Source organism: Pseudomonas gingeri, assembly GCF_013386165.1.
GTDB classification, from domain to species: domain Bacteria; phylum Pseudomonadota; class Gammaproteobacteria; order Pseudomonadales; family Pseudomonadaceae; genus Aquipseudomonas; species Aquipseudomonas gingeri_C.
Genome location: NZ_JACAOS010000016.1, coordinates 135,569 through 148,236 on the forward strand (window position 1 = coordinate 135,569; position 12,668 = coordinate 148,236).

General features: G+C 57.5%; 14 protein-coding genes and 2 pseudogenes. 10 read left to right on the forward strand and 6 right to left on the reverse strand.

What is annotated here, in order from left to right; all coding sequences use genetic code 11:
* Nucleotides 1-13: 13 nt before the first annotated feature.
* The 10 genes and pseudogenes from HX866_RS16925 to HX866_RS16970 all read left to right on the forward strand — a co-directional run bounded on the left by HX866_RS16925 (nt 14) and on the right by HX866_RS16970 (nt 8,022).
* Nucleotides 14-1,564, forward strand: a complete 1,551-nt coding sequence (locus HX866_RS16925; RefSeq protein WP_177140134.1) for an amino acid adenylation domain-containing protein — start codon at nt 14-16, stop codon at nt 1,562-1,564.
* A 32-nt stretch (nt 1,565-1,596) separates the two neighbouring features.
* Nucleotides 1,597-2,568, forward strand: coding sequence for a chlorinating enzyme (locus HX866_RS16930; RefSeq protein WP_218179304.1), 972 nt, complete (start codon nt 1,597-1,599; stop codon nt 2,566-2,568).
* Nucleotides 2,562-2,792, forward strand: coding sequence for an acyl carrier protein (locus HX866_RS16935; RefSeq protein ID WP_177095766.1), 231 nt, complete (start codon nt 2,562-2,564; stop codon nt 2,790-2,792). Before HX866_RS16930 ends, HX866_RS16935 begins: the two co-directional genes overlap by 7 nt.
* Before the next feature lie 54 nt (nt 2,793-2,846).
* On the forward strand, nt 2,847-4,283 hold the full coding sequence (locus HX866_RS16940; protein WP_177140135.1) for a class I tRNA ligase family protein: 1,437 nt from the start codon (nt 2,847-2,849) through the stop codon (nt 4,281-4,283).
* Between the two features lie 16 nt (nt 4,284-4,299).
* On the forward strand, nt 4,300-4,914 hold the full coding sequence (locus HX866_RS16945; RefSeq protein ID WP_177095769.1) for a LysE family translocator: 615 nt from the start codon (nt 4,300-4,302) through the stop codon (nt 4,912-4,914).
* Nucleotide 4,915: 1 nt separating this feature from the next.
* A complete protein-coding gene (locus HX866_RS16950) occupies nt 4,916-5,308 on the forward strand; it encodes a cupin domain-containing protein (RefSeq protein WP_177095771.1) in 393 nt (130 codons plus the stop codon).
* Complete coding sequence (locus HX866_RS16955) at nt 5,301-6,041, forward strand: thioesterase II family protein (RefSeq protein ID WP_177095773.1); 741 nt, start codon at nt 5,301-5,303, stop codon at nt 6,039-6,041. The genes HX866_RS16950 and HX866_RS16955 overlap by 8 nt, the downstream gene beginning before the upstream one ends.
* A gap of 22 nt (nt 6,042-6,063) precedes the next feature.
* Nucleotides 6,064-6,660 carry a LysE family translocator gene (locus tag HX866_RS16960; RefSeq protein WP_177095775.1) on the forward strand — a complete coding sequence of 199 codons (597 nt, stop codon included), beginning with the start codon at nt 6,064-6,066 and terminating at the stop codon, nt 6,658-6,660.
* A gap of 11 nt (nt 6,661-6,671) precedes the next feature.
* Nucleotides 6,672-7,031, forward strand: a pseudogene (locus HX866_RS16965) (alcohol dehydrogenase catalytic domain-containing protein); the annotation flags it as partial.
* Nucleotides 7,032-7,203: 172 nt separating this feature from the next.
* Nucleotides 7,204-8,022, forward strand: coding sequence for an AraC family transcriptional regulator (locus HX866_RS16970; RefSeq protein WP_177095778.1), 819 nt, complete (start codon nt 7,204-7,206; stop codon nt 8,020-8,022).
* 51 nt (nt 8,023-8,073) lie between these two features.
* Here the strand turns inward: HX866_RS16970 and HX866_RS16975 are convergent.
* From HX866_RS16975 to HX866_RS17000, 6 genes and pseudogenes are all read right to left on the reverse strand, one after another.
* Nucleotides 8,074-8,344 (reverse strand): annotated as a pseudogene (locus HX866_RS16975) (phosphate ABC transporter ATP-binding protein); the annotation flags it as partial.
* A gap of 387 nt (nt 8,345-8,731) precedes the next feature.
* A complete protein-coding gene (locus HX866_RS16980; RefSeq protein ID WP_177140136.1) occupies nt 8,732-9,490 on the reverse strand; it encodes a LexA family transcriptional regulator in 759 nt (252 codons plus the stop codon).
* Nucleotides 9,491-9,718: 228 nt separating this feature from the next.
* Complete coding sequence (gene ppa / locus HX866_RS16985) at nt 9,719-10,246, reverse strand: inorganic diphosphatase (protein WP_100941554.1); 528 nt, start codon at nt 10,244-10,246, stop codon at nt 9,719-9,721.
* A gap of 199 nt (nt 10,247-10,445) precedes the next feature.
* The gene (locus HX866_RS16990; protein ID WP_177140137.1) at nt 10,446-11,273 is read right to left on the reverse strand and encodes a zinc-dependent peptidase; all 828 of its coding nucleotides are present in this window, start codon (nt 11,271-11,273) and stop codon (nt 10,446-10,448) included.
* Between the two features lie 4 nt (nt 11,274-11,277).
* Nucleotides 11,278-11,928: a DedA family protein gene (locus tag HX866_RS16995; RefSeq protein ID WP_177095819.1), complete on the reverse strand. Its 651-nt coding sequence runs from the start codon at nt 11,926-11,928 to the stop codon at nt 11,278-11,280.
* A 221-nt stretch (nt 11,929-12,149) separates the two neighbouring features.
* Nucleotides 12,150-12,608, reverse strand: coding sequence for a GNAT family N-acetyltransferase (locus HX866_RS17000; protein ID WP_177095821.1), 459 nt, complete (start codon nt 12,606-12,608; stop codon nt 12,150-12,152).
* Nucleotides 12,609-12,668 lie beyond the last annotated feature (60 nt).

The following is a 12,668-nucleotide window of genomic DNA, read 5'->3' on the forward strand; positions in this document are numbered from 1 at the left end:
AGGAATTAAATCGATGGCTGTAATTGATAAGCAGGGCCTTCGCACGCCCATGATTCATGAAAAGGTGGCTTATTGGGCGAGCGCAACGCCTGATGCGATGGCCGTTCGCAGTGCCACTGAAACGCTGACGTATGCTCAACTTGAGCGCGAGTCTTCTGCGTTGGCGGTATATCTGGGCGCTCAAGGTATTCACGCGGGTGACTTGGTCGGTATCTTTTTCCAACCGTCGGTGTCGACTCTGGTTTGCATGATCGGCATTCTCAAGTGCGGTGCCGCCTACGTACCGTTGGATATCGCCAATCCAGTTGCTCGACTGAGCCAGATGATTGGGCAACTTGCGAACCTGAAACTCATTTTTGCCTCGGCGCAGACCCAGGGGATCGTCAGCGGACAACCGGTCGCAGTCGCTGACATTGAAGTGGTGCGCCGGCAACTGGCACAAGTCCCGGTGGCCGGCGCGGATGTCTGGCCCGCCCAAGAGGACGACCTCTGCTACACCGTGTTCACGTCGGGTACCACCGGTGTCCCGAAAGCGGTCGCGATTACTCATCGCAGTTGGGCAAACCTGATCAACTGGCACGTCAATGAGTATGGTCTCGACCATGAGGCCAACGGCATCCTGGTGTCGGCTTTCGGCTTCGATATTTCCCAGCGCAGCCTGGTAACGCCGCTGTATTGCGGGGCGGCCATTTCGCTCACCAGCAGCAGCGTCTTCGATGGCTACGAGATTGCCGATCTGATCGAGCGTCACCGGATCGGCAGTATTCACCTGGCGCCGAGCTCCCTCTATCTGATTATTCAGGCCGGCCAGGCTGGCGATCAACTGGCAACGCTGCGGCACTTATTTATCGGTGGCGAAGTCTTGGCAACCGTCCGGGTGATGGGTTGGGCCATGGGCAAAGGTGCGGCGTGCAAGCTGATCCACCAGTACGGGGTGGCTGAATGTACGGACGTTGCCACGTGTTACCCGATGACCGACTACCCCACCTATCTGGTCGAAGGCATCCCTATGGGGAGCCCCGTGGGCAATTGCCGCGTAGACATCCTTGATGAACAGAATCGTCCGGTGGCCGTGGGCGACATTGGCCAGATCGTGATCTCTGGGATGGGGGTCGGCAGAGGCTATCTGAACAACCCAGCTCTGCAGGCCGAACGCTTCAGGCACATCGAGCTCGATAGCAGCGTTTGCCTGGCCTATTTCACCGGGGATTACGCTCGGCGCCTGTCGGACGACAAGTCCATCTGTCTGGGGCGCCGGGATAACCAGATCAAGATCCGCGGCATGCTGGTGAACCTATCCGAGATCGAGAATGGCCTTCGCAATGCCGTGTCGGCGGTCGAGGACGCCATTGTGCTGAACACCCAGGCCGTGCCGGGCCAAGATCCGGAGCTCACCGCATTTGTGACCATGTCTGACGAATTGCCTGCGCTTCGCGACATCGGTATGCAACTCGCAAGTCTCTTGCCTCGCCATATGCATCCACGGCGTTACGTGGCCTGCAAGCAATTCCCACTGACCCAGAACGGCAAGATCGATCGCCAAGCCCTGTTGGGTATGGCCTGACTGCGCACGCATCAACCAAAAAGGAGTCTTACATGACACAGATGGACCAAAAAATATCTGCTACGACCGGGCTACCTGCAAGTGCGGTCATCACTGATGACATTCAGGCGGACATCGAGTTCTTCGAGAAGAACGGCTTCATCGGTCCGATCAAACTCTATGAGCCGGACGAAGCGGCAGAAATCCTGCGGGCATTGCGCGCTGCCAACCATGACCGCTCGCACATTCTGTACGACAACAACATGAACTATGACCGACATTTCGATATTCCTGAATTGTCCCGGCACATCATGCACCCGACCATTCTGAAATACCTGCGCGGCATTCTCGGCAACGATCTGCTGTGCTGGCGCTCGGAATGGTTCGCCAAGTTTCCAGGCGGGCGGGGGACGGAATGGCATCAGGTCCGCGACTACAGCTATACCGACGGTAGTCCACTGATCGTGCCGACCCAGACGGATTGGAACGCCTACATCGACCTGACCGTGTGGACCGCGTTTACCCCCGCGACCAAGGAAACCGCCTGTATGCGCTTCCTGCCGGGTTCGCACAAGAAGTTCTACTACGACGAAAAGAAAAGCGTCTCCACGGGCCGCAATGGCGATTACCAGCACACCAAGACCGATACCGGCTTCTTTGGCTACGACTTTTCCGAATTCAAGGTTGATCCCTCCTGGGACCCGGAAAGTGCAAACCCGGTGGACATGGAACTGCAGGCCGGTGAGTGCGTGATCTTCACCGCATCCTGCGCCCACGCTTCGCACAACAACACCAGTGAGCGCCAGACGCGACTGGCCATTTCGGGCCGTTACGTGCCCACCCATGTGCGGGTTTATCCAGACCTGTCGCTCTACAACGCCCACGGCGAAACGTTCGATCTGGCCAACTACGCGACGGTGATGGTATCCGGTTCGGACACTTACGGGCACAACCAGATACGCAGTACCAACAATCGCGATCAGGAGTTTTCGTTCGTGCCGACAGAGGAGAAAACCACATGCTGAACGCTATTCACAAGATCTGCGTCGACGTACTCAAGTACCCGGAACTGAAGCTGGACGACGACTTCTTTGATGTCGGCGGACACTCTTTGATGATGGCGGAAATCCAGCGCCAGTTGCATGAGGACTTAAAAGTTCATATCAACATGGAATCACTGTTCCGCAATTCTTCGGTGATCAAACTCAGTAAGGCGATCCAGCCGACGTTCATCGATCAAGCGGGCTAACCCTGGGCCGGTCAACACTTGACTGTGTTGGCCACCCGACCTGGAGACAAGAAGATGAGAACTTTTGCGTTGCTGGAGCAACCACAAATTGGTGAGCCTGTAGACCTGACCTTCAAGCGTGGCTCGCTGTTTGCCGCCTTTATGAGCCGGGCGACCCAATGTGCACCGGTCAGTGCCGATAAAGTCGAGGCGGCCTTGCACCTCAATCGGCTGTTGGAAAATGGCCAGGTGCACTTCAATGCGCTTGAGAATGGCGCATTCGAGGCGTTCTACGGTCCTTCATGCGATGCCACAGTGCAGATATCCACGCAGATTTCTTTCTGGTCGGAAAAAATCGTATCGAAAATTCGAAAAACAGTGCGTCAGTCCCAAGGCGCAATCTGTTCGTTGAAGCTGTTCGACTCGGAGGAAAGCATCGACGTTTTCGTGACGGACTGGAGTTCCTGCACTGCAGCCTGTGCCATTGCGGTGCACAAATATCATTGGTTCACCCGGCGTTTGAGCGATCGCCCCGACGCTGACAACTACTTCACTGGCGCTTATGTGCGAAATCCACTGACCGGCGACCTGATGTCTGTCTGGGTAGCGGATTGGGTCAAGCCGGACTTCGGGACCGGTGCCGTCCTGGTCAACCCGGCCCACAACAAGACCGATCTCGAATTCGCCAGACGAGTTGGCCTGCCGATTCGCTTCGGCCTGTCCCTTAACGCACAGGTGGATGAGTACTCGATGCCAATCCCGCCGGTACTCAAGACCGGCTATGCCGTGCGTACCGGGTGGCTCGATGGCAAACCGGCCTCGCAAGTCCACAACGAAACCATCAACGTATTGCTTCGCAAGGGCAGTGCCCGGCTGCACGAAGACAAGCGCATTCCCGGAGAAGCGATCGCTCGTATCGAACGGACCTCCCCGGATCGAGCAGAGCTGTATTGGAATCCGCAGTACGGCACATTCCATCAAGAGTCCACGCAGGAAGGGCTGCCGGTTCGCGTCGACTTCAGCCCAAGCTTCCAGGCAGCGGTGACGACGGTCGCGCACCGTCCGGATCATCTACAAGTCGATGCATCGATCCAGAAAAAGAACATCGGTGTGCTGGCCGGCCTCATTTTCGATCTGGGTGGGATAGAGGCTTTTGTCCCGCTGACGTTGCTTGAGTCCGTCGAGTATTCCGGCAGTCGCGCTGAAGGTGATCCGGCGGTGGATCTTGCGCTTTTGGTCGGCGAAGAGCCCGAGAAGGTGCTGGTGATTCGTAAAGCGTTGATCGATCAGATCGACAGTTTTCTCAACGGCTGCCAAAAGCTTTCCGCCCGGCTGGGAGAAAACGGCACGCTGCCTCCTGCACAGGTGAGCGCCTCGTTGGGGCAAGGCGATCCTGTCTCCGCCTTCCGTACTTTTTATCAATGGCAGAAGCAGATGGTCGCCAATGATGAAGTCATTGATCAGTTTGCCTACACCTCAATTCTTTCGACGTTCGGCTTGCAGTCGGCCTAAATCTGGAGATTACATCATGGAAATTTTTCTCTACGCCTTCAGCGTCATGTACAGCCCCGGGCCCGTTAATGTGATGGGGCTGAACGCCGGTCTCACCGGGCAGTTTCGCCGCACGGTGGGGTTTTTTATCGGGGTCGGGTGCGCGATGTTCGCACTGTTCCTGATCTTCGGGTACACCGGTGAAGCGTTGATTTCACACTCGGTGCTGCCGTACCTGGCGCTCATCGGTGGGCTTTATACCCTGTACCTGGCGTTCAAGGTCTTCACGTCCAAAGTTGTCCTGCCAAGTAAAGCCGATCCCATGCAGCCGGCGGAAAAACCACTGACGTTCTGGAACGGCTTCCTGATCCAGGCATTGAATCCCAAGGGGATGATGGTGGTGCTGCCGATTACGACGGTCATGTTCCCCGCCGCTCACGTCACGGGTACGGGCATTGTCCTGGTGTCCACCCTGATCGCGCTGGGTGGCGCGGGGGCTCCAGGTATCTATTCGCTGCTCGGTGCCGTCCTCGGCAAGCGAATCACCAAGGAGTCTTACTTCAACTTCTTCAATCGACTGATGGGTATCGCGCTGGCGGTTTGTGCCGCTTTCATGCTTTACGACTTCTACGTTCACATCCAAGGGGTTTGACATGCTCAAACAACAATCGTCGATTAACTGGGATGCCGTTGCACAGGAGCAGTTGGGCGACCTGATCGTTCGCCAGATCATCAGCGGTGATGAGTTGATGATGGTGAAACTGACGATGAAGGCCGGCGCGGTGGTCAAGCACCACCGCCACCCGAACGAACAGATGACCTACATACTCAAGGGCAAGATCCGGTTTACCCATGGATTTGACATGGAGCAAAGCACAGTACTGTGCGCTGGCGACGTCCTGCACTTTGCGGCTAATGTACCGCACGCCGCCGAGTGTCTTGAGGACACCGTCGACCTGGATATTTTTACCCCTCCGCGCCGTGACTGGTTCGCCGCGAATGGCAACGCCTACTTCGAACAGCCTGTAGAGGCGGGCGATGAGTAGGCCGTCGAACAAGTGGCTCCACAGAACGGTTCAACCGGCGGCGCGCAGCCGCCTTGTGTGCTTTCCGTTCGGCGGCGGCAGTGCCTCGTTCTATCGCGACTGGCAGGCGATGCTGGGGCCGCAGATCGAGGTTTGCGCCGTCCAGTTGCCGGGGCGGGAGGCGCGGTTTGGAGAGCCGTTCATCACCAAAGTCGATGACCTTTTACCTCCGCTGGTGCACGCCGTCTCAGACCTGTTCGATCTACCTTTGCACTTATTCGGTTACAGCCTGGGCGCCGGTATAGCGCAAAAATTTGCCACTTACTGCGATTTGCTCTATCCCAACGCACAAATAGTTTCACTCACGGCGTGTGCCAGCTCTGCGGCTCTGGCACAGCGCATCAGTGCATCGACGATGAGCGATGAGCAATTTTTGGAGTACATCATGGCGCTCGGTGGACTGCCCAGCGAAGTCGCTGCTAATCCGGGTTTGCGTGCAATCGCCTTGAGAACATTGCGCAGCGATTTTGCGCTCTCCGAAAGCGTCGATCTGCCGGATGCCGATCCTATTGCACTGCCGATACTTGCGATCGGTGGGGATCGCGACCCCTCGGTGCCGGTCGCCGGATTGCAGGCGTGGTCGGGAAAGACCACGGGCAACTTTGTTCAACAGGTTTTCCCTGGGGATCATTTTTTTGTTCGACAGAACCTGCCGGGTGTTTTGCAGGCCTTGCGAGATTTCGTCGGCTTGTGACTATGAATGGATCGCCCTTGAAATGGACTTTATTAATATTTCACTCAACATCGCCGCGAGCGCATCGTTGATTCTGCTGATGCCGGGTCCCACCAACACCTTACTGATGACGTCCGGTTATACCAGCGGATCGGTTCGGACATTGCCGTTGATCGCCACCGAGGCGTTCGGCTACAGCATCGCGATCAGCGTCTGGGGCTTCTTACTCATTGCGTTGTCGGCGCGTTATCCGGACATAGGGATGGGCGTGAAGTTGCTATGCGCAGCGTATCTGTCCCTATTGGCGTACCGCATCGGCTCACTGAGGCAATTGGCGAGCGAGTCCCAACACACGGCGGTGAGTTGCAGGTCATTACTGACGGCAACGTTGCTCAACCCCAAGGCGCTGATATTTGCCTCTGTGGTATTTCCCCGAGAAGTTTATTCAACGGCTGAACTCTACAGCTGCGCGCTATTGTCGTTTGTGTTGATCCTCATGCCGATAGGCTTCGCCTGGGCGTGGCTGGGTCAGGTCGTCAGCAATGCACCCAACCACACCCTGCACCGATGGGTACCGAAGTTGATCGGGCTTTCGCTGTCGTCCTTTTCTGTCTACCTGACTTACTCGGCACTCCAATGAACGCTAGCGATATGCAAAGAGTGGTTTTTCGCTCCCACGGATCGCCTTCCGTACTGGAACATGAGTCGTTAACGCTCAACCCACTGAAGCCTGGTCAGGTGCGGGTTCGCAATCAAGCGATTGGTGTGAATTTTATCGACACCTATTTTCGTTCGGGCCTGTATCAGCCGCCCGGTTTACCGTCGGGGCTGGGCACCGAGGGCGCCGGAACGGTTGTCGAATGCGCTGTTGATGTGAATTACTTGCAGGTCGGCGACAGGGTGGGTTTACTCAAAGGCTTGACGACCCTCTGTCTGTTCAAACAGGCAAGCCAGCCGAAAAGCGGCGATACTGTGTCGTTTCATGCCGCTGCCGGTGGGGTGGGGTTGCTGGAAAGCCGCAACGCGACTGGATCTATCGTGCTTGTCCCTTGAATAAAGTTTCATGCCGACCGGATGAATGCCCTTCTAAAAGTAAGAGCTCGGTGCTAGCTTCTTAACACAAAGTATTCTCAACAATTGCCCGGTATGACGAAGTTAGATCAACCAGCCAAGGATCAGCGCCATGATTGAACTTCCTTCTTCAAAAGATTGGGTTCGACACTGCCACCCTTCCTCCAAATTCGAACGATTGGAGGCGTTTTTCAGTGGGCACGGCTTCGACCCGCATCGTCACGATACTTATGCCATTGGCCGCACGCTGTCAGGTGTACAGAGTTTTCGCTACCGAGGAGAGGCTCGGAACAGCCTGCCCGGAGGCACCATGGTGCTGCACCCGGATGAAGAGCACGACGGCCACGCTGGAAGCGATTCGGGCTTTCGCTATCGAATGCTCTATATCACCCCGGAGTTGGCGCAAGAGGTCCTGCATGGCAAACCCTTGCCGTTTCTCAAAGGCGGCATTTCAACTGATCCGCGTTTTGCGGCGGCGGCGGATAACATCCTTAACGCGCTGGATGACCCACTCGATCCACTGGCTGAAGATGACGCCATTTTCCAGTTATTCACGACGTTGCAGACGGTATGTGGTGAGCGCCCCGCTAATGGCGCTAATTGCTTCAGTGCCGCCAATAGGGCGCGGGAGTACATGAACGATAACCTCCACCAACCGGTCAGCCTGGATGATTTGGCCGAATGCACCGGTCGCGACAAGTGGAGCCTGTCAAAAGACTATCGAGTTTATTTCGGTACCAGTCCCCACCGTTACCTCACGATGCGCCGCCTGGATAGAGTGAAAGCGGCGATCTTTGCGGGAAAATCCCTGATTGAGGCGTCGGTGGAAGCAGGGTTTTTCGATCAGAGCCATATGACCAAGCATTTCAAAAACGCGTTTGGCGTTTCGCCCGCGCGCTGGTGCCGATCCAGGGACAGAGACCTGGCCTAGTATTTTCAATACGCTGGAAGGACGTTCCCACTGGCAGGGGTCTTCCAGGCGGCCAAAGCGCCCCGTTATATAGATCCTCGATCTGTTTCATCCGTGGCTTGGTAAAAATCTCATCCATATTGCCGTGCTCGAGCAACTCCCCCATGAACATAAGCGCGGTGCTGTCCGACAACCGCGCCGTCTGTCGCATGTTGCGGGCCACGATGATCACTGTGTACTGCGCTTTCAACTCGCTGAGCAACTGTTCGATGCGCCTGGTGGAACTCGGGTCGGGCACTGAGGTGGGTTCGTCAAGCAACAAGACCTGGGGCCGCAACGCAATTATCGTCGGACGAGGTCAAATGGTGTTGAACACCATCGGACAAGGGAGGGAATGCCAGAACCCTCCGGAATAGCTAGGCTATCGGTAGAATTCCCGGATGGGGCAGGATTATTTCGGACAATTAAAAAGCCGGCTTGTGGCCGGCTTCTCGGGGACGGGCTTGGCTTATTTTTGGTAAGCCTCGCTCGCCTTCAAAATGTACATCCAGATACACGATCCGGTTGTGGGACACCGTGCAGTTGTCACGCTCGGCGTCGTGGGCAATCTGACCTGCTGCAAGCAGGACGCTGCCCAAATGTGCCGCGCAGAATACCGGCATTTACGACAGATTCCCAGCGAAAACCACATGCCAGAGCTGTCGTTTTCAGACAAGAAGTGTTTTGTCCCCTATTTAGAGGGCACTGGCGGCCGTCGCTTGTTCAGCGTGGACCACCAGAACACCCACCCCAGTATCTGGATATTCTGCTCCTCGATCTGCTCCGCCGTGAACACTTCGTCCGGGTATTCGGCGCTGTTATGGCTGCGCAGCCGCAAGGCCCCCGCCGGTAGGCGGTAGACATACTTCACCCGCAACATGCCGTCGTGCTCCAGGGCGTAGATTTCGCCATCCACCACTTGGGTCAGACTGCGGTCGATGGCAATGGTGGAGCCGTCCTGGATCTTTTCCGCCATGCCGGTGCCGGTTATTGGCGCACAAATGGCCTGGTCGGGGTCGACGCCCATGGCCTGGAGGATGCGATAGGGTAGGCGGACCTTGCGCCCGGGTATGATCGCGATCTGGGTCTGGCTCGACCCGGGGGCTGCTGGTGTCTCCCGGTACAGCGGCACTTGCACGTCGTTGCGCTCGGTCGCGGCCAGGTCGCCACGGGCCGAATAGGGCTCCTTGTCATAGTGGGGCAGCGCCTCGAGTTGGCCCTCCGTCTCGTTGGCCGAGCCACCCGGGTGCTTGGGCCCTTCACCGGTGCGCAGCCAACGGCTGTTGACACACAACAGTTCGGCTATCTCGTCCAGTCGCGCCATGGGAATGCCGCGTTTGAACCAGTTGTTGACGTGCTGCGGCGTCACCTGCCGGTTGGCAGCGAAGTCCGAAGCAGATAGGTGGCACTCCCGCAGGAGGGCCCTTAATCGATCACCTGATGTATTCATGAACACAGAGTTTACTGGCGTGTTACACCCGTTTAAATAAACGAGGTGTTCAAAAATAGCGCTAGGCAGCACACGAACCGATTGGCACCGTTCAGAATTCCTACACTCAAATAGCTGCACCTGAGTCGCTGTGTTTATTTATTAAAACTCTTGTTTGTTTATTGGTAAACAGGCACAAAAAAACCCCGGCAAGCCGGGGTTCTTCGAATCGCGCCAGAGCGCGGCGGATCAGCCCTTGTAAGCGGCGACCGACTTCATGATTTCGGCACGGGCGGCTTCGGCATCGCCCCAACCTTCGATCTTCACCCATTTGCCTTTTTCGAGATCCTTGTAGTTCTCGAAGAAGTGCTTGATCTGCTCCAGCAGCAGCGGTGGCAGGTCAGTGTATTCCTTCACGTCGACGTACAGCTGGGACAGCTTGTCGTGTGGGACCGCGAGGACCTTGGCGTCGCCGCCGCCGTCGTCGGTCATGTGCAGGATGCCGACCGGACGGGCGCGGATCACCGAGCCAGGGGTCACTGGGTACGGGGTCACGACCAGCACGTCGAGGGGGTCGCCGTCGTCAGCCAGGGTGTTGGGGATGAAACCGTAGTTGGCCGGGTAGAACATCGGGGTGGCCATGAAACGGTCAACGAACAGGCAATCGCTGTCTTTGTCGATTTCGTATTTGATCGGCGCGTGGTTGGCCGGAATCTCGATCGCGACGTAGATGTCGTTCGGCAGGTCTTTGCCAGCCGGAATCTTGCTGTAGCTCATTGGGCGATGCCCCCGTTGGTTGATCAGAAAACTTGGCCGGTTTGACCAAAAAGTGGCGGGGATTATAGGCATATTCCGGGGCTGATGCCACGGGGGGCGGGACGTGTGGGATAGCACCTTGGTCGGGGGCGACTGGCTGGTGGGGGTGACTGGGAGGGCGGCGCAGGTCGGCAGGGCCTCATCGTCAGCACGCTGGCTCCTACAGGGTTGGAGGGGCGTCAGCGCCTTGGTAGCGCGGGTCGTGTGCTTGCAACTGCTGCAGCCGCTCCAGCGGGTCCTGGCGGTAGAACGCGCGCAATTGCTCGTACACCTGCGGATACGCGGTGGCCAGGATATCCGGGGCACTGAAGAAATATTCGCTGGTCACCGCGAAGAATTCCGCCGGGTTTTCCGCCGCATACGGGTCAATGGCGGTGTCGGCGTCGGGATTGCGATCCAGTTGGCGATTGAGGTCGTCGTAGGCGTGTTGCATGACCTTGGCCCAGTCGCCCACGCGCATGTCGCCGTGCAGCGGTGGCAGGCCGTTGGCGCTGCCGCTGAGCATGTCGAGCTTGTGCGCCAGTTCGTGGATCACCAGGTTGTAGCCTTCCCAGCCACCGCTGGCCTGCACGCCGGGCCAGGCGAGGATGATCGGGCCCTGTTGCCAGGCTTCGCCGCTGTGTTCGGCGTCCCATTCGTGCTCTACGCCGCTGGCGTCGCGATGGCGCTGGGGGCTGAGGAAATCGTCCGGGTAGAGGACGATTTCATGAAAACCCTGGTACCAGTTCAACTCGCCCAGGTGCAGCAGCGGCAATTGCGCCTGGGCCGCCAGCAGCAGGCGGCTTTGCTGGTCCAGCTCCACGCCTGGCAAGGTGCTCAGGTGCTTGTCGTCGAGGAACAAGACGCTGTGTTCCCGCAGCCAGCGATCCTCGACGTCGCTCAGGCCGTCGAGGAAACTCAGGTGTTCGCGGACCCGTTGCCAGGTCTCATCGGCAACCGGATGCCGGGCGAGGGTTCGCCGGCGACGCCAGGCACTCAGCGACCACACGGGGTCAGTGGGCTTTGGACGTGGCGTTGCCGAAGCGGCTGCGGACCACACCGACGATCATCGGCAGCAGCGACAGCAGGATGATACCGATCACCAGCAACGACAGGTTCTTCTTGATGAACGGTACGTTGCCGAAAAAGTAACCGAGGGTGACCAGGCCGCCGACCCAAAGAATGGTGCCGAGGATGCTGAACATGAAGAAACGCGGGTAAGGCATTCTGCCAACGCCGGCGACGAACGGTGCGAAGGTCCGCAGGATCGGCAGGAAGCGTGCCAGGGTCACGGTCTTGCCGCCATGGCGATCGTAGAAGTCGTGGGTCTTTTGCAGGTAGTCGCGACGGAAGATCTTCGAGTTCGGATTGCTGAAGAGTTTCTCGCCGGCCGTTCGGCCAATGATGTAGTTGGTGCTGTCGCCGAGAATCGCCGCCAGCATCAGCAGGCCGGCCAGCAGCACCGGGTCCATGCCGCCGCCCGCAGCCACGGCGCCGGCGATGAACAGCAGCGAATCGCCGGGCAGGAACGGCATGACCACCAGGCCGGTTTCGCAGAAGATCACCAGAAACAGGATGGCGTAGATCCAGGGCCCGTAGTTGTTCACCAGCATGTCGAGGTAGACATCGAGATGCAGGACTATGTCGATCGGGTTGAAATCCATGGGTGGCACCTGTGTGGACGGTCCGACTCGACGGGCCCGTGCAAGGAAAATAGATATGCGTAGTTAACTACAAGGAATGTAGTTTTTTCGTACATTCCGTGGGAAAGCGGGATTATAAGAGTTGGAGAGATTTCTGCCTGCTGAGTTTGTAGCGGGGGATGTCGAGCGCAGTGATGTTTGACTCTGCAGGCGCTGGCAAGCCAGCGCCTGCAGGGGGGCGGTCATTTGTCGTCGATCGGCAAGACGTAGTTCTTGAATTCGCTGTCTTCGCGAAAGCCAATGGATTCGTAGGTTTTCTGCGCCACCAGGTTGTCGCTGCTGGTGGACACGCGCAGACGAACGGCGTGGGTATCACGGGCCATTTTCTTCGCGGTGCGCATCAGGTTGTCGGCTACCAGCTGACGACGGGCGTCCTCGGCCACATAAATGTCGTTGAGTATCCACACCCGTTTGAGGGAGAGCGAAGAAAAGCTTGGATACAATTGGCAGAAACCGAGCAATTTCTTGTCGTCATCGTCCGCCAGAGCCAGGTAAATCACCGACTCTTTGCGTCGTAGGCGTTTTTCCAGAAAGCTGCGGGATGAGTCCGGGAAGGGCAGTGAGCCGTAGAATTCACGGTATTTGACGAACAAAGGCGTCAACAGGTCCAGATGTTCCAGGGTCGCTTGAGTAATCCGCATAGATCAGGCCTCAACTTCGTGGATATGACGGCAAACGGTTCACTCGGGCAGCCGCAGCGT